This window comes from Aquimarina addita (assembly GCF_039539305.1).
GTDB lineage: Bacteria > Bacteroidota > Bacteroidia > Flavobacteriales > Flavobacteriaceae > Aquimarina > Aquimarina addita.
The window spans coordinates 22,620-47,157 of sequence record NZ_BAABCW010000001.1 but is presented as its reverse complement, the minus strand read 5'-3'; the positions used below and the strand labels follow the sequence as shown (position 1 = coordinate 47,157).

Annotated in this window: 18 protein-coding genes; 10 read left to right on the top strand and 8 right to left on the bottom strand. The window is 32.7% G+C overall.

Annotated elements, in window-relative coordinates:
• Positions 1 to 129: 129 nt before the first annotated feature.
• Together ABD816_RS00210 and ABD816_RS00205 are read right to left on the bottom strand one after the other, a co-directional pair.
• Positions 130 to 756: a response regulator gene (locus ABD816_RS00210; RefSeq protein ID WP_344923681.1), complete on the bottom strand. Its 627-nt coding sequence runs from the start codon at positions 754 to 756 to the stop codon at positions 130 to 132.
• On the bottom strand, positions 753 to 2,780 hold the full coding sequence (locus ABD816_RS00205; protein ID WP_344923679.1) for a tetratricopeptide repeat-containing sensor histidine kinase: 2,028 nt from the start codon (positions 2,778 to 2,780) through the stop codon (positions 753 to 755). The genes ABD816_RS00210 and ABD816_RS00205 overlap by 4 nt, the downstream gene beginning before the upstream one ends.
• Positions 2,781 to 3,228: 448 nt before the next feature.
• On the opposite strand from ABD816_RS00205, the gene ABD816_RS00200 reads away from it, so the two are divergent.
• From ABD816_RS00200 to ABD816_RS00170, 7 genes are all read left to right on the top strand, one after another.
• Positions 3,229 to 3,807 (top strand): RNA polymerase sigma factor, encoded by a 579-nt coding sequence (locus ABD816_RS00200; protein ID WP_344923677.1) that lies wholly within the window; start codon positions 3,229 to 3,231, stop codon positions 3,805 to 3,807.
• A 49-nt stretch (positions 3,808 to 3,856) separates the two neighbouring features.
• Positions 3,857 to 4,174, top strand: coding sequence for a hypothetical protein (locus ABD816_RS00195; protein WP_344923676.1), 318 nt, complete (start codon positions 3,857 to 3,859; stop codon positions 4,172 to 4,174).
• Positions 4,175 to 4,193: 19 nt separating this feature from the next.
• Positions 4,194 to 4,700 (top strand): Spy/CpxP family protein refolding chaperone, encoded by a 507-nt coding sequence (locus tag ABD816_RS00190; protein WP_344923675.1) that lies wholly within the window; start codon positions 4,194 to 4,196, stop codon positions 4,698 to 4,700.
• A gap of 434 nt (positions 4,701 to 5,134) precedes the next feature.
• Positions 5,135 to 6,535: a hypothetical protein gene (locus ABD816_RS00185; RefSeq protein ID WP_344923674.1), complete on the top strand. Its 1,401-nt coding sequence runs from the start codon at positions 5,135 to 5,137 to the stop codon at positions 6,533 to 6,535.
• Positions 6,536 to 6,816: 281 nt separating this feature from the next.
• Positions 6,817 to 8,160, top strand: a complete 1,344-nt coding sequence (locus tag ABD816_RS00180; protein WP_344923672.1) for a YHYH protein — start codon at positions 6,817 to 6,819, stop codon at positions 8,158 to 8,160.
• 20 nt (positions 8,161 to 8,180) lie between these two features.
• A complete protein-coding gene (locus tag ABD816_RS00175; RefSeq protein ID WP_344923670.1) occupies positions 8,181 to 8,771 on the top strand; it encodes a YbhB/YbcL family Raf kinase inhibitor-like protein in 591 nt (196 codons plus the stop codon).
• A 92-nt stretch (positions 8,772 to 8,863) separates the two neighbouring features.
• Positions 8,864 to 10,009 carry a hypothetical protein gene (locus tag ABD816_RS00170; RefSeq protein ID WP_344923668.1) on the top strand — a complete coding sequence of 382 codons (1,146 nt, stop codon included), beginning with the start codon at positions 8,864 to 8,866 and terminating at the stop codon, positions 10,007 to 10,009.
• A 305-nt stretch (positions 10,010 to 10,314) separates the two neighbouring features.
• Here ABD816_RS00170 and ABD816_RS00165 read toward each other — a convergent pair whose 3' ends face one another.
• From ABD816_RS00165 to ABD816_RS00155, 3 genes are all read right to left on the bottom strand, one after another.
• A complete protein-coding gene (locus ABD816_RS00165) occupies positions 10,315 to 13,974 on the bottom strand; it encodes an AAA family ATPase (RefSeq protein ID WP_344923666.1) in 3,660 nt (1,219 codons plus the stop codon).
• 3 nt (positions 13,975 to 13,977) lie between these two features.
• Complete coding sequence (locus ABD816_RS00160) at positions 13,978 to 15,192, bottom strand: exonuclease SbcCD subunit D C-terminal domain-containing protein (protein ID WP_344923664.1); 1,215 nt, start codon at positions 15,190 to 15,192, stop codon at positions 13,978 to 13,980.
• A gap of 240 nt (positions 15,193 to 15,432) precedes the next feature.
• Positions 15,433 to 16,698: an arylsulfotransferase family protein gene (locus ABD816_RS00155; protein WP_344923663.1), complete on the bottom strand. Its 1,266-nt coding sequence runs from the start codon at positions 16,696 to 16,698 to the stop codon at positions 15,433 to 15,435.
• A 1,077-nt stretch (positions 16,699 to 17,775) separates the two neighbouring features.
• Here ABD816_RS00155 and ABD816_RS00150 point away from each other — a divergent pair.
• Genes ABD816_RS00150 through ABD816_RS00140 form a run of 3 tightly spaced genes read left to right on the top strand, consistent with a single transcriptional unit; the run spans position 17,776 to position 20,776 of the window.
• Positions 17,776 to 19,077, top strand: coding sequence for a cytochrome ubiquinol oxidase subunit I (locus tag ABD816_RS00150; RefSeq protein WP_344923661.1), 1,302 nt, complete (start codon positions 17,776 to 17,778; stop codon positions 19,075 to 19,077).
• A 3-nt stretch (positions 19,078 to 19,080) separates the two neighbouring features.
• On the top strand, positions 19,081 to 20,118 hold the full coding sequence (locus ABD816_RS00145; protein ID WP_344923660.1) for a cytochrome d ubiquinol oxidase subunit II: 1,038 nt from the start codon (positions 19,081 to 19,083) through the stop codon (positions 20,116 to 20,118).
• Positions 20,119 to 20,170: 52 nt separating this feature from the next.
• The gene (locus ABD816_RS00140; RefSeq protein WP_344923658.1) at positions 20,171 to 20,776 is read left to right on the top strand and encodes a hypothetical protein; all 606 of its coding nucleotides are present in this window, start codon (positions 20,171 to 20,173) and stop codon (positions 20,774 to 20,776) included.
• A 68-nt stretch (positions 20,777 to 20,844) separates the two neighbouring features.
• On the opposite strand, the gene ABD816_RS00135 is transcribed toward ABD816_RS00140, so the two are convergent.
• The 3 genes from ABD816_RS00135 to ABD816_RS00125 all read right to left on the bottom strand — a co-directional run bounded on the left by ABD816_RS00135 (position 20,845) and on the right by ABD816_RS00125 (position 24,104).
• Positions 20,845 to 21,627: a YHYH protein gene (locus tag ABD816_RS00135; RefSeq protein ID WP_344923656.1), complete on the bottom strand. Its 783-nt coding sequence runs from the start codon at positions 21,625 to 21,627 to the stop codon at positions 20,845 to 20,847.
• 5 nt (positions 21,628 to 21,632) lie between these two features.
• Positions 21,633 to 21,857 carry a hypothetical protein gene (locus ABD816_RS00130; protein WP_344923654.1) on the bottom strand — a complete coding sequence of 75 codons (225 nt, stop codon included), beginning with the start codon at positions 21,855 to 21,857 and terminating at the stop codon, positions 21,633 to 21,635.
• A 669-nt stretch (positions 21,858 to 22,526) separates the two neighbouring features.
• Positions 22,527 to 24,104: a leucine-rich repeat domain-containing protein gene (locus tag ABD816_RS00125; RefSeq protein WP_344923652.1), complete on the bottom strand. Its 1,578-nt coding sequence runs from the start codon at positions 24,102 to 24,104 to the stop codon at positions 22,527 to 22,529.
• Positions 24,105 to 24,538 lie beyond the last annotated feature (434 nt).

Genomic DNA, 24,538 nt, shown 5'->3' with positions numbered 1-24,538 from the left:
TAATGTGCCGTAGTATTCTTCGCCAGATATTTGTGACTATAGACCCGCCAATTATATATCCATTTGCCGAAGCTCTTTTCTTCATTCCTAAAAAGTAGAGAGAAAAAGAATTCTTAGAAATATGTACGACTACTTAATGAAGAAGTTTGGATTTTTTTGCACCCAAAGAAGAAGTGCATTTTGAGAGGAGGAAATACCCAATTTTTTAATAATATTACTACGATGTTTCTCCACTGTACGTTTCGAAATAAAAAGAGATTCGGCTATTTGTGAAGAAGACATATCCATTGCCAGATGGCGTAATATTTTCATTTCAGTGATTGTGAGATGTTCAATAGTTTTTGTGGGATCGCTAAGATGAATATTTTCATTTAAATTTTTACTTATATAGTTATTGCCTTTTGCAACTTGAACTATGGCATGGGCGAGTTCGTCTATGGTATCATTTTTTAGCACATAGCCATGAATGGTATTTCCAACCTCACTAATGATGGATTCTTGTTTGTAAAGCGTTAGAATGATTATCTTGGTTTCTACTCCTTTTTGCAAACATAACTTTCCTACTTCTATACCATTATACTTGGGCATATCAAAATCTAAAATAGCAATATCTGGCTGATGTTTTATAATTTGACAATATGCTTCATTCCCATCTGTGGCAGTTCCTACCACTTTAAATTGCAGGTTTTTTAAAAACTGCTCTGTTCCACTTAGCAGTAGGGGATGATCATCCGCTAAAACGATCGTCAGATTCATGCTATGGAAATTTTAATGACTACAGTAGTTCCTTTTTCCGCTTCAGAATCTATCCTTAACATAGCACCAAGATAATTGGCACGTTCCTTTAACGTTTTCATTCCCAAGCTATCTACTTTTTCAGAATTCTTTTCAACATCAAAACCCTTACCATTATCTTTTAGGCGAAAAACAACATCTCCTTTTTTCTGCTTAACGATAAGTTTACAAGCAGTAGCCTCTGCATGTTTTTCAACATTCCCAATGCATTCCTGCAGCATTCTAAAAATTACGATTTCTTTTTCCTTTGGAATTAACCCTGAAATATCTTCGATTTCAGAAGAATAAAAAACTTCAGAATTTTTCTGAAAAGCGGTTATCATATTTCCCAAAGACTTCACAAGGCCAAGTTTCTCGAACTGAAAAGGGTGTAAACTATGAGACATTTCTCGAACTTCAATAATAGTTTCGTCGAGAACATTTATTTCTTCTTGTTGATCTTTCTCTTTTTGAAATAATATGTTTTTAAGAACGAGTAATTTCTGACCCACACTATCGTGCAACTCCTTGGCAACTCTAGAGCGTTCAACTTCCTGTATATTGACCAACTGGGTCGTAAATTGCTCCTGTCGCTGATGTCTTTTGCGTGCTTCGCTTCTAGACCAAATCAAAAATATAATCCAAAAAATTAATAGTAACCCTAAACCCCCAAAGAGCATCCATTGATTTTTTATTTTATTTTTTGAAGCCAGAAGCGCAATACTAGATTCCTGAGCTTCAATTTTAAGGTCTCTCTTTTCCGTTTCATATAGCGTTTGATAAAACGTCAAGGCTTTCACTTTTTGAACCGTAGCCACAGAATCTTTAATAGTATAATAACGAATTTTGTGTTTCAGTGAGTTTTCAGTATCCTTCTGCGCATTATAAACTTTTGCCATAAAATTCTCGGCATTCATAATTTCGACAAAAGCGTCTAGTTTTAATACTGAATCCAAGTGTACCTTCCCATAAGTTAATGCTTCTGGATAGTTACCTTTGGCAAATGCCATTTGCTTAAGGGTTTCGATATAGGTATTATAATTATTTCCTGTTGAATACTTCTCCAGATTGTTCTCAACAGTTTTAAAATATTCTTCTGCCTCCTTTAGGTTGTTACTTTCTGCAAGGGCAATAATCAAATTACATAGAATAAGAGGTTCGAAGTGAAGTTTATAAAGAGAATTTTCGTTTGCCTTAAGGCAAAGTTTCATATTGGCTATCCACTTCTTATGATCACCAAGTAGCCTGTAATCTTGAGCAGCATTAAAATATAAAAAATATAAGCTTGATTGTTCTTTTTGTTTTTTAGCCAAAGAAATTGCCTCATTCCGCTCTAGTTCTGCTTCTTCATAAAAAGCATTTTGACTGTAAAGAATCGATAGCGCATTTTTAGAACCAATAATCTTTGATGTATCCTTAAACTTGATAAATATGGGAATAGCTTGCTGAATAAAATTGGAGGATTTTACAAAATCTCCGATCTCACCATAGTACTTTCCCAAATTTAAATCGATATCAGCCTGCAATCTTTTATCAGTCGTTTTTGACGCTAATTTTTTTGCTATTCCCAACTGTTTTAATGATTCATCAATATCACCAATCGCATAATAGCAATATGCTCCATACATATAGAGCCTCGCTTTGGTTATATTATTAGTTAGTATTTCTGCTTTGCCAACGAATTCTTTAAAAATTTTCAACCCTTCTTCAGGTTTACCAACCATAACGCTTTTATAATAAACAAGCTCATGGGTGTTGCGAGTAGCTATATCCAATGAATCCAGTTCTAGCGCATACTTGATAGTTTGTCTTATTATGGAGTCATAGTTATATTCATCATTAAATTTTACGAGTACAGACAGGCTATCCATCCATTTTAATTTTTCACCTTTTTCAGATTGAGTGATTTTTTGTTTTAATGCCAAAACAGATTTCTCAAGGTTAGAATTTTGTGCAATGGAGGTATAAGCTAGAACAAAAAAGAAGGTTTGCAATAAAATCTTCATGGGTACAGAATTACAGCGAGTAAATATATAGATTTTGGTTTTAAAGTTTTCCTAAAATTATCATAGCATTTTAATCTTATCTCGACATTTTGATTATCTATTCTTGTCATAATGCTACACATATTAATGTGGATATCTCTCTAAAAAGTAAATTGATGGATTATGAGGATAAGACATTCACTAAACGAATTCATAAAAACATAGCTTACTTATCTTTTACCATGAGTGAATGTAAATCTCACTTAGAAACTCTTTAAACCCAAATAGAAGTATGTCTGTAACCATTGATAAGTTTACTATATTATAGTTTGTTGTGAAAAATGATTAAGTTTTACACTTCAATTAATAAAAAGCCTAAAAGTCTTTTGAGAGTTTTAGGCTTTTTTTATGGAACTTCATAAAGTTTGTTTGCCAAAAAAATATATATATTGCAATCGAATTATGATAAATGAAAGAAGATGACTTCATCGAATCTTTACGAAAAGGAACTAATAAGGCGTATAGTCAATTATTAGATGAATACCAACAAAAGGTATTTAGTACCTGTATTTCTTTTATACCCAACAAAGAAGATGCGGAAGATATCGCGCAAGAAGTTTTTGTAGAGGTATATAATTCGATTCATACATTTAAAGGGAATTCTAAATTGTCAACCTGGATTTATAGAATTACTACTAATAAGTGTTTAGAATTTATTAGAAAACGTAATACCAAAAAACGATTTGCTTTTTTACAATCTATTATGGGTACTGAAATACCTTTGGATAAGACTGGATACTTTACTGAAATGAATCATCCTGGAATTATTTTAGAAAATAAAGAGAAAAGTGAAACCTTGTTTTATGCAATAAATCAATTACCTGAGGCACAAAAAATTGTTTTTACATTGCATAAAGTGAATGGTAAAAGTTATCAGGAAATTAGTGAAATCATTAAGAAAAGTGTCTCCTCTGTAGAATCCCTTATGTTTCGGGCAAAAAAGAATTTACAGAAATTACTGGAAAACTATTATAAAAATAATCGCTAACGCAAGTTTTTGAAAATTATTGCATCTAAAAATGTAAGAGGTGAAAAATATGAAGACAAATAAGGATATACAAAGTACTATAGATAAGACCTTACAAGCGTTTGATACTATTGAAACTGTAGAAGTATCACCATTTTTTAAAGATAAAGTGATGCAACGGTTATTTTTAGAAAAAGAAGAACCAGAAACGGTTAGATTTTGGTTTGCTCCCAAAATGCAACTTGCAACGTTGATTTGTGTTTTGATTTTGAATAGTTTAGTATTAGCTAAACTCCAAAAAACAGATTATAAAGAAGATGTGAGCCAATTTGCAGAATCGTTTGAACTATCTACAGATAATGACACATCTACATTAAGTTTTCCTTAAAAATTATTAAAATAAACATATGAAGAAAAATTTTATCTTATATATTTTACTTGTTTTTTTAATTGTAGTCAATGGTTTTTTTATATATAATCATATGTGTGACTCGACGGATAGAAAACCTAAAAAACCGCAACAACCTACCAATTTTATTGTCAAGGAACTCAAGTTTAGTAAAGAACAATTAGCACAGTACAAAGAAAGTAATCAAAATCATAAAGAGACTATGATGAGATTATCTGCAGATATTAAAAATTTAAAAGATGTACTCTTTAATAAGTTGTCTGATGTTTCTGTAGATGAAGAAGCGGTTGATTCTATAACATCATTACTTGGACAAAAAGAAAAAGAAAAGCGAATTAGTGTATTCTATCATTTTAAAGAGATTCAAAAAATTTGTGATGCTAAACAAAAAGAAAAGTTTGCACAAATAATTAATGATGCATTACATAATAAGGGCAAAAAAGATGAAGGAATAGATGCTCTGGAAGCATCAGATGGAAAAAGAAAACCACCACCAAAAAAATAAAAATCAGAGTAGTAGCGTAAGACTATTAATTTTTTAATGGTCTTTTTTGTTTTTTTTAACATAACTCCACACAAGTTAATATCAATGATTACATCTAAAAATGAAATACAAATATGACTTCACTATGACTATTGTCTTAATAATATCTCATCAGAGTCTACTATCTCATAAAAAAGGACAGGAAACTTTTTTAAATAAAACAGTAATCCAATCAAGAACACAAACTTTTAAATCTGATTTTATGAAGTATTAAAAAATAAATTGTGTTTAATGATCAATCCCACCCAATCTTTAAATTTAGTTTTTCAATTTTTTATTAAAAATCAACCATACTCCTGTGTATGTCAATATTAAAATTTGAGAAGATCCTAAGCAATCATTCATTAACGATATAATCAGAACAAATTCTTTAACCTTACTCTTAAACTTAGTACATGAAAAAAATACTATTAGTATCAATATTTTTCTTTATCATAGCTTGTCGCGTAGACGACTTGAGCCAAACAGAAGATTACAATCCTGAGTATGGTTATGAAGAAGTTTTCCCGGAAGGAAGTCTCAATTATTTATTTTCGAATGCTTTGATTTCGGATAGAATTAATAATATTGAGCGATTGAATCCAATAACAATAACAGAGTATGATGAATTGAATAATAGAATTAAAACCAACTATACGAACATTGAAAACTTAACAATTGAAAGTAATGATAATCAAAGTTGGTTTATAACTCAAGGCGGTGAGGCTTCAACAGTAGTAGAGATTATAAGTGTAGATTTAGATAGTGGCTGGATTACTCTGGGAGAAACGTATCTTGGAAGCTTAAATAAAAATTCAGGTGCTAAAATAGAATTTTTTAACCCCTTTGTGAATTATAGTATTATTAATGATCGTCCACTATTTGACTCGTATCCAACGAGTGTTACTGAAGGTGTTTTTAATTATATTCAACCAGGTGGTATTATAGAAAAATCTGATGGAACATACGTGCTTCTTACTCCTGTGGTTTTTGGAGCTCACGCCTCACGGAGCCTTTATTATGCGACTAGTAACGATTTAGAGAACTGGACATTTCATAATGATAAAATTTTGAGTACCGATATGATTCCATTTGCAAAAACAAATGGAAATGTTTTTTCTACAGATAATCCATACAAATTAGAAAATGGAAATTTTCTTGTGTTACTGGGAGTGCAACAACCTAATGATAATTATACATCTGCCTATATGATCATTGATGAAAATCTTACAATCATACAGCAACCCAAAGAGATTATGATTTCTGATTGGAATGGAGAAGATCAAAACAGTTTCCCCTTAGCTTTAACAAAGTTTGATGACCAGTTCAGAATACTTTTTCATAGAAGAAACCCTAATTTTATAGATAGAGAAATTCATGAAGTAATTGCCACAGATTTATTTAGTGCTTTGGATTCTAATAGTAGTATTATATCCTCTAGTTTATTACATAGAGGTAGTAATAATAGTGGTTATTTAAGAGGTAAAGCGGATGATGCATCGTATATTGTTTTTAATTCAAAATTACATGTGTTACTGGGCAGTGAAGAGTTGTCGTCAGATTATGTAACCTCTAATAATAGAGAATATGGATTAATGAATTGGGATGGAAATACGTGGATTCACGATAGTAGAAGTCCTTTATTAATTAATCCTGTACAACTATATAGGAAATATCCTGTGTATGACTGGGCTTGGGATCATTTAGGTGCATTTGCTTCACCTATTATAAAAGATGGAACTCTTTATGTGTACATGGCCTTTGGCACTGATAATCCGGATTATTTTATTTCTGGAATTAAAATACCATTAAATTAAACGAGAATTTAAGCAATAAAACTTCACGTTACTTGTCTACCAGTACTTATTCTACCATTTATAGTAGTACCATTGTTTCATTTTAATTGTGCTACTTCGTTTTTTCTATTAAAGTGACAAAATTCATGAATCATATAATTTATGGATTCCATACGAGAGTGAAAATTATATGTTAATATTTTCTGTTTGTAAGTATCATTTTTGTGCTTTTTTTAACAAAAATTCCCGCAAGTTCAACGAAAAGATCACATCTAAAAATAAAATATAAAACATAAAACCTCATGAAAAAGTTTCTTTTAATTATCACACTAGTAACATTTTGCTTGAGTCTATCGGCTCATGAAAAAGGACATGGAGTTCCTTTAAAAGAATGGAAATTAACATCAAAAACAGACACATTTAAAGCTGACTTTATAAAGTATGAAAACGATAAGGTATGGCTAAGCGATGCATCTCATCAAATACTTACGTTTGATTTCTCTGATTTTTCTGTAAAAGATCAGGAATATATAGAAGCAAAGCATGAAATGATTTTGATGATGAACACTAAAAAGATAGGTAAAACATCCTCTACCACCTATTTAAACTCAAAAAGTTGGCTCTTATTATTAGGGGGAGCATTGTTGCTCTTTTCAGTATTTCAGTTTTTTAGACGAAAAAGAATGATACATACAGTATATGGCATCTTAGGTATTATAATCATTTCATTTGTATCATGTGGTGATGACGATTCCACTGACGAAGATGATTCTGATGATACGGATTCTGAAGAAATTACAGAAGTGCCTGCAAATGATCTTTCGTTTTTAGCATCTATATTCGAAAGTTTTTCGGGAGTCACTACTTCATCTGATGATACTTATTTTTACATATCTTCAAATGGATTGCCAGATCATAACATGATGGTTGGTATTACGAGTTGGCAACAGCAAGTTCCTATAGATATAGATTACACAGGGGATAACAGTTGGGCAATACCTATTCAACCAGTATTAGCAGAAAACCCGCTGTCTACAGAAACAAATTTACTTAGAGGGGCCATAGCTATTGCAGCAAATGGAATTCCAATTTTCAATCCTTTGAACAATAGGGGAGAAGATGCGAATGCTATCGGAGAATTAGATCAGTGGGGTGGTCATAGCGGAAGAGCAGATGACTATCATTACCATGTGCCGCCAACGCACTTGCAATCAACCGTAGGGGAAGATATGCCCATTGCCTATGCATTAGACGGATTTCCTGTCTATGGAGAAACCACAGAAGAATTAGATGAATATTTGGGAAGATTTAATGAAGATGGTTCTTATCAATACCATACAATATCTGAAGCTCCTTATTTTATTGCAGGTATGAGAGGAGAGGTAACATTAGATCCAGCTACTACCGCTCCAGAAAATCAGGTAATTCCACAAGCGATGACTCAACCACTAAGAGAAGCTGGAACACCATTAGCGGGAGCTGAAATCGTAGATTTTGAAACAATAGCTGAGAATTCATATTCATTAACTTATACAGTTGACTCAGAAAATTATATGGTAAATTATAGTTGGGATGATACAGGTTTGTATACGTATGAATTCGTTAATCCAGATGGAACATCGACCGTAGAAACTTATCAAAGATAAATCCTATTAAAATGAAAATGATGAAAAAAATAATCATTCTAATGCTTTGCCCTTTCTTTCTGATAGCGGCGGCATGCAACGATGATGATAACGATGACGATCAAGACGATGCTTCAGACTTAACATTTACACTATCCAGTATTGCTATTGATGAAAATGGAGAACTTCTTGATGCATATAAGTGTGAAGAAAAAGTTGATGGAATTGAAAACTCAATTCCTCTCAGTTGGGAGAATGTACCAGAAGAGGCAAATTCTCTAGCAGTAATCATGCATCATTATCCTAATGCAGATGATCCCACAGAAATTAATTCATATCTCTTATTATGGGATATAGATCCTACTGTGGTTGAGATACCCTACGGTACAGCAGATGATGGAGACTGGTTTATGGGAACAAATAAGGATGGAAATGCAATATCATACACATCTCCTTGTTCTCCAAGTACTGGAAGTCATGAATATATAATCACATTATATGCATTGTCAGAGACACCACCAGATTTGCCTGATTCAAGTTCTGTAGATGTAGATTACGATACTATGATTAATGCCATCTCAACAGTGACTATTATTGATGAAGCTGTTTTGACCTTTAACGATGTGAATTAGCATTGTAAGCATAATAGCCTAATCCTAGTGTCCATAAAAATACTACTATTTAGTAGCTACGTTTTAAAATAAAATTCTTAAATAATATAATTATGAAAAGTAAACTTAAAATACTGATATTTATAATGGCAATAGCCATGTCAGGCTTTGTTGCCTGTTCAGAAGATGATAATGAAGATGATGATTCTTGTACAACGAGTACTTGGTATCAAGATGCAGATGGTGATGGGTTAGGTAATCCGGATGTAAGTCAAGAAGCCTGTGATCAACCAGAGGGATATGTATTAGATAATACAGATTCTGATGATGACGATACAGCTTCTGGTTCTACTTATACTGGTACGGCATCCGTGACCCAAGGTCCCGCAACAACCACAACAGAAAATTTATTTCCAGACGGTATTCGGATTGCAGGTGTAGGAAGTATCGAAGCAACAGATGGTACTACATGGACTGTTCCTGCAGAGGTTAATTTTACGGATGATACCTTTCCATTCTCATCAGATTTACATAATACTTATGGCAATGTATATGATAATGCGACGGATGCAATCAATGCATTAGATGGTAGCGATATTATTGAGATTGATAGCGATGGAGAAGTAATTACCGCATATATTTTTGCTGATAATTATTTTGAAATGTATGTCAATGGTGTGGCAGTAGGTAAGGATGCGGTACCTTTTACAGAGTTTAATTCTAGTATAGTTCGCTTCAGAGTTACAGCACCATATACGGTTGCAATGAAATTAGTGGATTGGGAAGAAAATCTTGGATTAGGTTCTGAAAATAATAGTGGATTTGATTATCATCCTGGTGATGGTGGAATGGTTGCTGTCTTTAAAGATGAATCCGATGCCACAGTTGCAATTACAGGAAGTGACTGGAAAGCGCAAACGTTCTATACAGCTCCCATTAAGGATTTAACGTGTGTAACAGAAGATGCAACTACAAATGCCAGACTATCTGATAATTGTGATGAGGAAGATTCAGCTGATGGAACTTCTTATTATGGGTTACATTGGGAGACACCTTCAGATTGGTATGAAGAAGGATTTGATGATAGTGCATGGCCAGATGCAACTACATATACTAATGAGACGATAGGTGTGGATAATAAACCATCATATACTAATTTTACTGACATATTTGATGATGCGAGTAATGACGCACAGTTTATATGGTCTACAAATGTGGTATTAGATAACCTGGTACTAGTTAGATATACTGTAGAATAAATTAATAAATTATTTTAATCACTGACCCATCATTTTTTACCTGTGAAAAAAATGATGGGTTGGTGATTAATACCAATCCAATTTTTATTTCAGGTTTAAATAAGTTGAAAATTTTTTCGCTAGATCAAATTATAAAGTTCAAGTATCCTGATGGCAATCGGGATAACTACGGTTTAATTTTTCGATGCATAAATAATAGAAAAAAACAAGGTTATTAGCTTTGATTAATAATTGGATTACAATAAGAATTGTGTTCCGAAGTAGATGCATATATTATCGGTTGTGGCAGGTACTTTAATAGTACATCAAGATACAAGAACCTCGCTCACTCCATTATTCTTTTTAATAACCTGAATTTGGGTTGCAATACGTTCTTTTAAATTTTCTACATGAGAAATGATACCTATCATTTTGCCCTGAGATTGTAACGTTTCTAGGGTGACAATAACTGTTTCTAATGTGTGTGTATCTAGCGTACCAAACCCTTCGTCAATAAACAGAGATTGTATCGGTACATTATGACTGGCTAGATCTGATAATCCCAGTGCTAAAGAAAGACTGATTAAAAATTTCTCACCACCGCTGGATGTATCCACTAATCGGGTTTCATCAGCCTGATAATGATCGACAAGCATAAAGTTAAGTTCTTCTCCTGTTTTATAGTTCTCCTGCATTTTTAGTGAATATCGTTTGTTCAGTTTGTACAAATGGATATTTGCCAGATGAATTAGGTTTTGTAAGGTAAGACGCTGCACATAAGTATTAAAAGCATCTTTAGAATTGCCAATAATTCTGAAAAGCTGACTCCAGGTATTTAAAATCTTTTGTTGTGCATCGATTTCATCAAAAATCCCTTTATTACGGTCTTTGATTTTATCGTCTAGTTTTATTTTCTGCTGAATACTTCCTTTTTTTGTAAGAAGTTCGTCTTTAGATTTCTCTAATTCTTCTTTTTCTTTGGTTGCTTCTTCCAGAGGGATTTTAAAATTTTGCGTTTCTTTTTGTTTTTTTAACGAGGAGCTCCATTTTTGCTTGAGGGTTATTAATTCTATTTCGGTATATTGTAATTTTTCCTGAATAGTATTATATTTTCTTACCTCTTCTTCAGGTAATAAGGCATTTTTTAGGGCTTCTAACGTAGAGAAAGGACCGCCTTTGATCTGTTTTAGCAGTTCTTCCTGATCTTTAATTAGTCTAGCTTTTAATCCTTCGCCATCTGTTTTTAATACCTCAGATTCTCGCTGTACACTACTTTGCTTTAGTTTTAAGCCCTGAAGCACGGTGGTTACTGCCTCTGATTTATCTCTTGCTGTCGTTACAGCTTTCTGAAGTTCATTTCTTTTTTCTTCAGCAGTTATTTCTAAAGGCAAGATATTTTTTCGCTGTGTCGTGTGCTGTTGTAATTCTTTTTCTAACCCGACAATTTCTTCCTGCTGCTTACTATTTTCCTTATTTTTTTCGTCTATCTGTTTTTGATTATTTCGTAGTGTATTTTTTAATTGAGATAATTGATAATTCTGACTTTCTAATTGTTTTTCCTTCTCCTTATGGGAGATTACTTTATTGGTAATTTCTTTTATAAAATTATCGGTATCTTCTGTGGCAGGAAGTTGTAGTTGATGTTTTATCAGATCCTCGTGTAATTTATTTTCCATCAAGGCAACCGTTTTGGTTTTTTTATCTCTTTCTATCTTTTTGAAATCCAGATCTTTATTGCTGTTTTTTATACTTTCGGTGATTTTTATAATGAGTTGTTTTAGTTTGTCTGTTTTTAGTTTCTCAGCAGTTATTTTTTTAAGTAGCTCATCTTTTTCTTTTTGTAGCTCTTGTGCAGTAGTAATATTATGTATAATCTTCTGTAATCGAATCCGGACAGTGGATAATTTCTCTTGGATACCCTCTACATTATCAATGTTTTCTTCAATTTGCAATAATTTGAAATCTGATAAAAACGTATGTACACGCACAGTACATTCACCTAACAAGGTTGTTTGATTTTTTAAAGAAGTATTCTCTTTTGCCATATTAATTTCCAGTTGCTGAATAACATCCTTAACTTTACAGAGAGTCTCTTTTCGTTCTGCAACCATTTTTTGACTGTCTGATAGTTCAGTAGTTTCATAAGAATCTACATAAGGATGCTCAGTACTACCGCAAAGAGGACAGGGTGCTGATGAAACTAACTTTTTACGTTCTTCCTCAAAAGTTTGGATCGTACGCTGTTGTTCCAGTATTTTTTCTGCGTCTTGCAGAGATTGCTGTGCGAATTGAAGTGCTGAGGTGTGCTTTTCTAATTCGTTCTGTTGGGTTTGCTTTGTCTTGTGTAATGCTTTTATGTCAAGCTGAAGAGAACTTTGCTTTTTCAATTCAATTTGATACTCCTTAGCAATACGCATTGCGTTTGTATAGGTTTCTTGTCGATTTTTAAACGATTCCTGAGTAGTAAGCGCTTTTGATAAGTCATTTTTTGCTAATAGATCTTCAGCATCTTTCAGTTTCTTATTTAATGCATCAATACCAGTATTTTCTTTATCAAATTTCTCTTGCGCCACCTGGATATCTGATTGTAAATCTTTTAAAGAATTACTTTCTTTTGTGATCTGATCTAATAGCTCATTTATTTGTGCTTTTTCATTTTTTCTGAGGGTTAGCTGTGTGTTCCAGTTATTAATATTGCCTTCAAAAACCAATACACTTTTGGTAGTAGCCAATTCATTTTCTAGAATTGCTACTTCTTTTTTTAGTTGTTTTACTAATAACTGTTGACCCTCAATTTCCTTTTCAAGTTTCTTAACAGCTTCAATACGAGGAGCCAATATTTGATTACCTGAATCTTTTTGCTGAGTTATATGCTTGATTTTAGTATCTAATTGAGTAACAGTTTCTAGTTTTGGTAACCATTCTTGTAGTTCTTTTTCTTTCCTAGTAAGGATTTCTGATGTTAGTTTTTCCTCATTTTGGGCGGTACTTAACTTTTTAGTAAGTATATCAATAGCTCCGGTTAATTTTCTGTATTGAGTTCTCTTATCCTTTAATATTTCTTCTGTACGGTTAATTTCATCCAAAAGCTCTTTAAATGGGATCGCTTTTTCATGAGTAGTAAGTAATTCTATAACTGGTTTCTGAATTTCTTTTTCTTTTTGTAACGATTCTTCTTTTAGTTGGAGTGTTTTTTGATCGTTTTGTAGTTTTTTTTCTTCTTTATACCAGTGTAATATTTTATCCAGCCGATCTGATTTTGGTACTAATTCTTTAATATCTAAAGCGATTTGTTCTTGTTCTTTCTGTAATTCATCACGATAGGTATCAGATAGTAGATCTTCTGTATTAACTTTAGAACGTATTTGTTCTAAAATTTTAGTCTCGTGTGATTTTCTGGCACCAATGGCTTCTCCAATTTTTTTATAAATTTCTTCTCCGGTAATTTGTTCCAGTAAGTTTCCTTTTTCTTTGGCATTAGCAGAGAGAAAAGCTGCAAACTCTCCCTGAGCCAGCATAACAGATCTTAGAAACTGTGAGTAGGAGAGTTGGGTAATCTTTTCTATAGCCGTTTTAAACTCGGTCTTTTTTTCGGCAATTATTTTTTTAGCAGATAGGTTTTTTAAGCGGACATTCTCATCTGGTTTGGTTAGTTTTTTACCAGTTTTACTAGTTAAACGGATACTCCACTGCGCTTCATACCGGATATTTTTATTTATAAATGTAACTCGTGACATAGCATGTATTGCGCCATAACTGACTACATCAACAAGTCCTGCCTTGACATTAGGTTTGTTAAATCGCGGTACTTCCTGATATAGGGCGATAGTGATAGCATCCAGAATGGTAGTTTTACCAGCTCCCGTTGCTCCGGTAATAGCATAAAGTCCTACGTCTTGAAAAATAGTATCTTCAAAATCGATGATGATAGGCATATCCGATTTTAGAGAGTTGATATTTTGCAACTCAATTTTTAGTATTTTCATAAGCTACACTTTTTGTTCTCTAATGATATGTACAATTTCCTGAAATGCATCTAATAATTCTGGTTGTTCGGTTAAATTAAGCCCTTCTTCTTCACATTTTTTTGTAAAAACTTCTAATGGAGATAACTCTTTAATAGACTGTGAATGATGAATTAATTGTTCAAGCCCCTTGATTGTTCGTTCGTTTTTGGTCTTAATATTGATAACTAATACCTCTGATTTTTCAGCTTCTTTATAAATTTCAGTTTTATCTATAAGAATTCCCGAGTCAGTGTCTAAAATTACCTCTACCCAGGTAGTAAGGGTATCATTTTTAGTATCAATCTCTTTTAATTTTAGGGTAACCTCTTCTATGGTTCCCTTGATACGAAGTACTTTTCTAAAGGTTGGGATAGTTACTTCTTCAATTTCTGTGATCGTATCCTTTTCAGTCTTTAATACGACTACTTTTTTTTCATAACCAATCTCACTAAAACTAAGAATATTAGGAGAACCAGAATATCTAATATGATTACAACCTCCTACAATTTGTGGACGGTGCAGATGACCTAATGCTACGTAATCAAAAGTTTTTGGAAAATCCTCTGCTCCAATATGTCCTAATGTGCCTACGTAGATATTCTGTTCACTATCTGAGGTAGACCCACCAATTGCAAAAAGATGTCCCATAGCAATCATAGGAACCTTTTTTAATTGCAATTTTTTACAATAACTAGCAGCTTCTGTATAGTGATTGACTAAAGCAGTTTTATAACGATCTGTAATCTCATCAAAGGTTTCTCCTGCAACAGCCCGACGGATATCCTGATCTCTGAGATATGGGACTGCAGCTATGATAATTTGTTCTTCTCCTACGGTTAAGTTAAAAACTTCATCACTAATGTTTTCTGTAGCTTTGCCTACTACATGAATGGATAAGGCTAGTAATAATTCTTTTGGAGCGTTAATAGTGCCTGGAGCATCGTGATTACCTCCAGTGATAACGATATGTGTACAATGCGTCTTTTGTAGATTGATCAGAAAATCATAATACATTTTTCTACTTTGAGCAGAGGGTACACCTGTATCAAAAATATCTCCGGAGACCAATAAAATATCTATTTCTAATTCATCAACCTGAGCAGTTAACCACTGTAAAAAAAATAACTGTTCTTTATATTGCGAATGTTCATGTAAGCGATGTCCCAAATGCCAGTCTGCCGTATGGAGGAGTTTCATAGAGGTGGTACGGTTTTGTGTGTTTTATTTTTTTAATTTGACGTGACTAAGATACTATTTGCTTCTCTTTTATCCTTGCAGAAATCCGCACACCTTCTTTTTTATTCCCTAATCCCGAAAAATTTTCTTATCCAGAACAAATCATAAGGTTTATAAATGATGTTATAAGAAAAGATGTTGAAAAAGGTAAACCCTCTGTATCGAAAGAGACAGAGGGTTTATATATTATAGAACGAATTATTACAATCCTAATGCTGTAATCGCTGGATCATCAGAAGAGAAAACATACGCACGCCAGATGGTAGAATAGTTCGTTTCATATTTTTGAACGATATCACCAGCTTCACTGACTTCCCATAAGGTTCCTGCTCTGGCTTCAGTAATTAAAGTATTGCCATTATCCATGCGCACGGCGCCTCCCAGACCTGCTGTATAGAGCTCAGGATCGGTAAAACTCCATACAACAGAAGGTTCGTTATCTTGTCCAGGCACTAGTTGATAAGGAGGGTTTAATTGATATTCAATTACTTCTGATTGATTATCATATACTTCGTTACCATATACCAGCATATTGCCATTTTCTAAAAGATTAGGATAGTGTACAAGGTTCAGCGTTACATCTCCTGAGTTATCATAGGTAAGAGGGTTGCCAAATCGATATATTAAATCACCACCCAGATTGTATGTGCCTCCACTATTTGTTGCTGCCTCCGCTGTCGTAGTGCTATGATCAATCACCCATACCTCACTGTAATTATTGACAGTTACATAAATAATATCATTAATCTCGTCTAGTGTTATACCATTAATATGCATCAAATCTCCATTATCTTGTGCTTTATTATAGTTAATATCTATTTTATTAGGATTATCTGCGACCACCCCAAAATTTGCTTTTGTAGCATCATAATTCTGTATTAAATGATCTTTAGAATGCCATTCCCAAACGATTTCTTCTGTTAGCGGATTCATCTCAATAATAGCTTCCGGATAGATGTCAAAATTTTCTTCAAAACCTGCTGTTGCAGCATCGAGTGCACTTACTTTTTCCCAAACAGGAAAGAGAATGTTGCCATTTGCCAGATATTCTACATCATGGTGAGCCATGTATTCCTCTCCCTGCGCATATGTAATTTCCCAATCAGTTGTTTTGTCTGTATTGATTTTTCTAATGATTCCGCCATATCCACCAAAGGTAATTTGTGCATCTGCAGTTTTTAAAGCGACGACAAGACTACCATCTTCCAATAAATTAGCATCATTACCTAATGCCAGATCTATATCCCAGCTAAAAAGTTCGTCACCGTTTTGATTAATTATATAGACATCTCCTTCTGTACCTGTAATTGCTGCCATAATATAGGTGTCTGAATTTTCATTTTCCTCACCAGTATCTGTATCATCAGTTGATGAATCATCATCATTGCTACAAGAAGTAAAGACTAAACATAAGACTAGAATAACACATCCAACTACAGGTAAAGGGTTTCTTTTTAAAATTTTCATGAGAATCAATGTTAGAGGTTTTATAACGAATCTATACTTCCTTTTATTTTGGTTCAATATAGTTGGTTTCGTTTAAAAAAGAAATAATTATTTAATGATACTCTGAGTTAGACTTAGGATCATATAGATCGTTTAATAACATGTTATAGCTTTAACGAAGCTTTAACTTAGAAAAAGAAGTGTTGATTAATATATAGAAGTAATTATATAGGAAATAACAAAGGTATTTTTTAGTCTTTTACATTGTAATACATTACGTTAAGTAAATTTTAACAATCAAATTCAGATAGCTGTAAATCAGGTATTTATTTAGTTATTTCTTTAGACTTTAAACAATTGTTTATATTCGTTTTTTAGTTATCTAATGATTTGTTTGTCAATTGATTATAAGTTTTGTTAATTCATTTTGATTTGATTTTTATGAAGAATTGGAGAGATGGTTCAAAATGAGCTTTTTTAATTTTTGGCACGCCTTTTGGAATTCATTATACAACCGATATAAAAATACTGACATCGGGTTTTATAAAAAATAGTAGGAATTAAAAATATAGAAATTATGATGAATTTTATTTTAAAGCCTTTGCGATTAGATTGGACAACATTAAGAAAGTTTTTACAACAATTACCAGCTGCAAGTAGCAATGCTATTCATAGGTAAGTTTCGCAACTAAAAATTGAGTATTAATTAAAAATATAGAAATTATGATGAATTTTATTTTAAAGCCATTACACATAAATTGGACATTATTAAAAAAGTTTTTACAAGAATTACCAGCTGCAAGTAGTAATGCTATTCACAGGTAATTTTTTCGAAAACTTAAAATTAAAAAAATGTATAATAACATACCCAGTATCAACTGGATGTAAATATTCTTAAGATAAGTACTAAGAATTAATTTACATCCGGTTTTTTTTATGCTTTATGCTGCCATTACAGTCTTTTTTTGATGTATAGTATCGCACTATTAACGTCATGTTAAAAATAAAAAGTCCCATCGATTCTCTTTATAAAACAGACCTTGTGTCGTATCTTTATACACGTTAACGGGAAATCAATTTCTTATCTAAAATTCTTCTATGGAAAACCTTGATGCGGCAAGACTCCAAATGGCATTTACCCTTATTTTTCATATTATTTTTGCTTGTATTGGTATGGTAATGCCTTTTTTTATGGTAGTATCACACTACAAATGGTTAAAAACAAAAGACGAAGTATATTTAACTTTAACTAAATCCTGGCAAAAAGGAGTAGCTATCTTTTTTGTGACAGGTGCTGTTTCTGGAACAGCATTGTCATTTGAATTAGGACTACTTTGGCCAGAATTTATGAAGCATGCGGGACCTATTATAGGTATGCCTTTTTCACTGGAAGGAGCAGCGTTTTTTGTAGAGGCTATTGCATTAGGATTCTATTTATATGGATGGAATAAATTACCAGAACGTTTTCATTGGTTTACAGGAGTTATTATAGGAATATCCGGGGTTGCTTCTGGTATCTTGGTGGTTGCTGCCAATGGATGGATGAATGCACCTAGTGGATTTGATTATGTTAATGGAGAGTTTCTTAATATTGATCCCATACAAGCCATGCTGAATCCGGCTTGGTTTACACAGGCATTACACATGACATTAGCGGCTTTTACAGCAACAGGTTTTGCAGTGGCAGGAATTCATGCTTATCAAGTGTATAAGGGTAGAAAAATTAACTTACATACTAAAGCATTTAAAATTGCCATTACATTTGGTGCTGTAGCAGCAATATTACAACCTATCAGTGGCGATATTTCTGCGAAGGATATTGCGGAGCGACAACCTGTAAAATTAGCTGCTATGGAGGCTCATTATCATACAGAAAAAGGAGCTCCTCTGTATATAGGAGGTATCGTAGATGCAGAGACACAAGAAGTAAGTTATAAAATTGCCATCCCTAATGCGTTATCCTTTCTTGCTTTTGGAGATTTTGATGCCGAAGTAAAGGGTCTGAATGATTTTCCGGAGGATGAACGACCTAATGTGCCAATAGTGCATTATGCGTTTCAAACTATGGTAGGTATAGGAAGTATTTTAATGCTAGCAGGAGTGCTATATTTTATCTCACTTAAAAAGAAAAAATGGCTCGTTAACACTAAATATTGGATATTTTTTGTGCTATTAGCACCTTTAGGATTTATTGCACTAGAAGCAGGTTGGATCGTTACAGAAGTGGGTAGGCAACCCTGGATCATTCATAAAATTATGCGAACTAAGGATGCGGTTACCCCAATGCCTGGTATAGTGTTTAGTTTCTATACGTATGTGGCGGTATATCTTACCTTATCAGTTGCGGTTACCTGGTTAATGATCCGTCAGATCAAAGTACTTAATTCCTCAAATACTTAATGTATGCTGTATGTTGTATTATTCTTTTTGATTTTTTCTTTGTATTTGTATGTATTGCTTGGTGGTGCAGATTATGGAGCAGGGATCGTAGAGTTATTTTCGTCAAAAGAAAATCAGAAAATTACTAAGAAAACTATTTACCGGGTGATGGGTCCTGTATGGGAAGCAAACCATATCTGGATTATTATATTGATCGTGATTTTGTGGATCGCTTTTCCTGCCTATTATAACATTATGGTAGTCAATTTACATATTCCGCTCACCATCTTTTTATTAGGTGTTACACTGAGAGGGGTAGCCTTTGTTTTTAGACATTATGATGCGGTGATTGATAACTCTCAGAAATTATATGATGGTATGTTCAAAATTTCTAGTCTAGTTACACCTATTTTCCTGGGTATGGTATTTGGTGCCTTAATTAGTGGAGAGATTAAGGTAGTAGATGATGTTAGTAGTTTGACCTTTTATGAAGTTTTTATACACCCTTGGTTGAATGTTTTTACGGTATTAGTTGGTTTCTTTTTTGCCGCATTATGTGCATTTCTTTCTGCTGTTCTTTTAATAGGAGAGGCGGCAGCCATCAATCGAACTATATATGTTAGAAAAGCTGCTATTGCAACTATAGTTGTGGTTCTAATAGGCTTTATAACCTTTATATATGGATATTTTTTTGATCATGTATTTGTAAGTGAGTTCATCAAGAATCCATATGCTATGATTGCGATGTTATTATCCGGATTATTTTTGATTCCGTTATGGATTGCAATAAGAAAGAGTAGGAGAGTAGTGAGTCGTTTTTTTGCTGGATTACAAGTGTTTTTAATTTTGTTTGCAGCGTTAATCGCTCATTTTCCAGAAATTATTATTTTAGAAAATGGTAGCGTAAGCTTATTAGAAAATATCGCACCAGATAGTGTGATTAAGGTGTTGGGTATTTCACTAATTATAGGAGGTGCAGTGATTCTTCCTGGTTTATTTCATTTATTAAAATCCTTTAAGATGATTAAAATATTAGAACCAACGGAACGGGAGTCAGTATGATGTTAGTTACAATATTAAGTTTTATATTTGATTGCTAAGCATAATTAAATAAATGAAGAACATCATACTATGTATTACAATCATAGCCTTGTGCTGTGCAGGATGTGCTTCGTTTTCTAATCAGTCTTTTAGAAAGGAATATATAAAAATCACAGAAGGCAATCTTTCTGAATTAAGTGGAGCCTATTTTCTTCCTTACATTAAAAATCTAGAGCATCCATTTTCTGAGTTTAATGGTCATGTTGATCTATATTCGCAAATTGTAAATGCACCACCCTGGAAATCCAGAAAAAATAAATTAGATTCATTACAAGTTGCAGAAAATCAATATGTTGTTCAGCTCGATGTAATAGACGCGGCATCTGTTAACATTGGTTTATACGAAAACAATCGGTTAATTAAGGATACGCTCATAGCTGGAAAATTAAAAAATGGTATGTTTTATCTTAAGAACATAGAGCTGGATTGTCAAGGAATACCCTATATTATGGGGGGATGCTTACATAGTAAAAGAAGAATAGGGTTGTCAAAAAGAGGTAATATCATTGTCAATACTGCTGTGGATAATACGGGAGCATTATTGCTAGTGATTGGTACAGGTTATACTTTTAATAGTTCGTATGAATTTGAGAAAATTAAGAAAGTAGATACACATTAATTATTTAGTAAGCCAACCAGAGACACTAAACTAGATATCTCTTTTTTTCATCTTTGAGAGGTACTGTTTCATAGGATATTGCTTGGAGAACCCTTAAAATCTCCACCGAATATTACGATTAAATTTCCAAAATAGTATTTATTTATAATGTGGTAATGATAAAATTCTTCGCCATCACTGTGTTGTGTAATTCCATGGTGCCCACCTGATTCGTCTAAATCCGAAGGATAAGAACCATCCATATCTCTTCTACCATAAATTAAAAACCCATCTGCCATAATTCCTATTAATTTTTTATCATCATGAGAAAGCGTAGTGTTTTCTGGAACATCAAAGGATTCTGAGTGATAGTGATAACCAGAAGGACCCACATGGGCTCCGGCATAATCAAATGTTTCTGCAATCTTTTCTTCTAATGGTCTGCCTGGTCCTTCAGAATCATTAAAAATAGGTACACCAGTTACAGAAATGCCAATGGCACCTAAACTTGTAGCCGTACTCTTAACAGCTAATCCTGGCGAGGCAGACACAGTAAGCGTGTGATTACGATCGCGATGGCTACCAATACGACCTGGTGTTTGAGCAATAGCAACTACAGGTTTAATATATAAAGAATCACTTTCTTGCCAGTATGGAGTGGTGTGATTTGGAAAACCTTTAGAATCAATAGTGATTTCATCATCATCAAATGAAATAGTTACTGAATTAGGATTAAATTCATCAAATGCTGATAACGGTGTCGTTTTACCTGGAGCCGTTGGAATAGTTTCGTATTGTCTTTTACCTGATTTACCACAAGAAAATAATAATAAACAGCTGAATGCGAGGAATGTTATTTTTTTGTAATTCATATGTATTAGATTTTATACTTAAATGTTTTATAGTCTAAAGATAAAAATGTAATCTCTTTGTCTTCTTCATTAGATAGACTTATTATTCCTTTTGTAACTAAATATGCTTGCGAATATTTACAAGGTATGATTCGTACACCTTTATAGTCTATAAAACCGATTTTTTTATTTCTAGTCACTTCACATATTTCCGGATAACAGATTCCATAATCATAAATTGGTTTTGACAATTATTTTCCATCTATACTAAATAAAACATACTTACCGTTTTCGGTGATTCTGAAATCTGGATTTTTATCTTGTGTATATCCGTTAAAAGTAACAAAAAATAGAATTAATATGTTAAACTTGTATTTCATTTAATTGTTAGGATGTTTAGCTATGCGCAGTGCGAAAGCAGAAAATTACAGGTTTTTGAACTAGCACTTAGCTAAAATTTATGTTTTGTTTTTCAAGTTTTCTTGTTAGTTCTGATATTTGTCTAAATTCTGGGTAACAATTACATATAATTACGAAGGCAACTACATATATCAAATATAAGAAATATAGTCATTTACAGCTTGTAGATATATTGGGTTAACAAAACGACTTAATAAAGCTCTATTTTCTACTTATAATTTATAGATTGATGATTTTATAAGTTAAAGTCTTATTTTAGTACAGAATACAAAATTTGATTAATGAAAATTTTATACAAAATAATATTTATTGCAAGCTTATACGCTTTTTTTAATGCTTGTACTAGTGATGAATTATAGATAAATTCTTCAACGATAATTAGGGATTATAGAACGATAGCAATTGAAGTATACAAACGGTGTTATCTTAATAATAGATAACACCGTTTGTATACTAAATAGTATAATTTTAATTCCTTTCTTGACTATGCAAGCTATAGTTTATTTTCCAAACTTTTTTATTAAAGTGCCCTCGTTTGTATTAATATGTACAATGTATATACCGCTGTCTAAATCGGCGGTAGATACCATAGTTTCTTTGCTCTCTAAAACTCGTTCACCGGATAAATTGTATACACTCAAACTTTCTAAGTGTATAGAGTCGCCCATATCTACCTTTATATTATTGCTGAAAATATTCATAACGAAAGAAAGATCTTCTATTTTATCTTCAGTAAAATCCATAGGGATTGGAGTTGGAATCATACTGCTTTCTGTAATAGAATTAAAATTACCTGGAATCCAACCGGCTTCGATATAAGCATCCGTTGTCCCTGTCGGAATAATAAGGTCTATACCACTAATATTATCAAAGTAAGAATTAGAAAAAGGTATAGGCGTAGGGTTTTCAAAAGTAATATTGCTTATGGTTGTAGTACCAGAGAAAGCATCCTCTCCTAAACTGGTAAGACTTTCGGGAAAGATAATACTGGTTAAACCACTATTACCAAAAGCAAATTCCCCTATACTGGTCAGACTATTGCCAAGCGTAAGACTAGTCATGATATTACCCCATTTCAAAAAAGCATCTTCCCCAATACTAATCACACTATCTGGAATGATTACACTTTCTAATGAAGTATTTAAGAAAGCCTGTTTCCCAATAGTAACTAAACCATTCCCAAAAGTTACATTGGTTAAAGTAATATTAGATTTAAAAGCAGCTATCCCTATACTGGTTACGCTATCCGGAATGATTACTTCGGTAAAATCATTATAAAAAAACGCATAATCCCCGATGCTGGTTACTGTATTTGGGATAGTAATACCAGTTAAATGATTATCATCAAAGGCATTCTCCCCAATACGGGTTACGGTATATGTTATACCATCATTAGTGGCACTATCCGGTATGATCACATCTCTGAATTCACTACCACCAATAGATCTTCCCGACACTTCCACTGTATACGGTGAAGTATCAGAGGTTATTGTGTATTCGATCCGATCTACATCAAATACTTTTGTACTAGGACTTGTCAAGCCTACATTAATAGAATTAAACTTATATGGAACCCACCCGTATACTTTATATTTATACAAAGACCCTTCAGGAATATGAAGATTTATGGAACTACTTACACCTTCACTAAAAAGAGTATCGGAAAATCGTTCGGGAAATAAACTTTTATAATAAACATCATTAATTGATGAATTAAGAATAAAAGCGCCTTCTCCAATATTAGTCACTCCACTTCCAATCGTTATAACGGTTAAATTATTGTTCTGAAATGCTAATTCTCCGATACTAATGACACTATCGGGAATATCTACTCTAGATAATGCACTGTTTTCGAAGGCATTGTTTCCAATACTTGTTACTGTGTATTCAATATCATTGTTGGTAACACTATCAGGTATTGTTAACGTTTGACTTGACATATCATAATCAGTAGCTTCTATAGTGTAGGGTTCTACATCAGAAGTTATGGTATAAGTAATACCAATATCATCTGTAAATGTTTGTGCAAAAAGCACATAATTAAAAAGTAATGTAATTACTAAAGTTAAATTTTTCATGATTTCTAGGTTTAAGATTTAATATTTAGATGTAATTGACCTGGTTAACTTGTGAGGATTTTTGTTAAACAAAGCATAAAATGAATTAATAAAATATTAATAATCTTAGGCGTAGGTGTTTGGCAAATAGTGTGTTATACACTAATGGCGGATGTGTATATCTTATAAGTTTTTGATGGTTCGATTAAAAAGAAAGAGTTGTATTTATAAAATCGTAAAATTAAGAAAGTAGATATATCATTATAAAGCGGAGTGGAGTGTATGGGTATTGTGAGTTTTACTATAGATGATCTTCTATTGTTACGATTTTGAAATATGTGTTTCTAAGAATTAAATATGAAAAAAGTAGATAAGTTAAAAAAGTGATTAATTAATAAAAAATAGAAAGCTTGAAATACTTTCTTGTATTAACTCTTAATAGCGATTGATCTTGT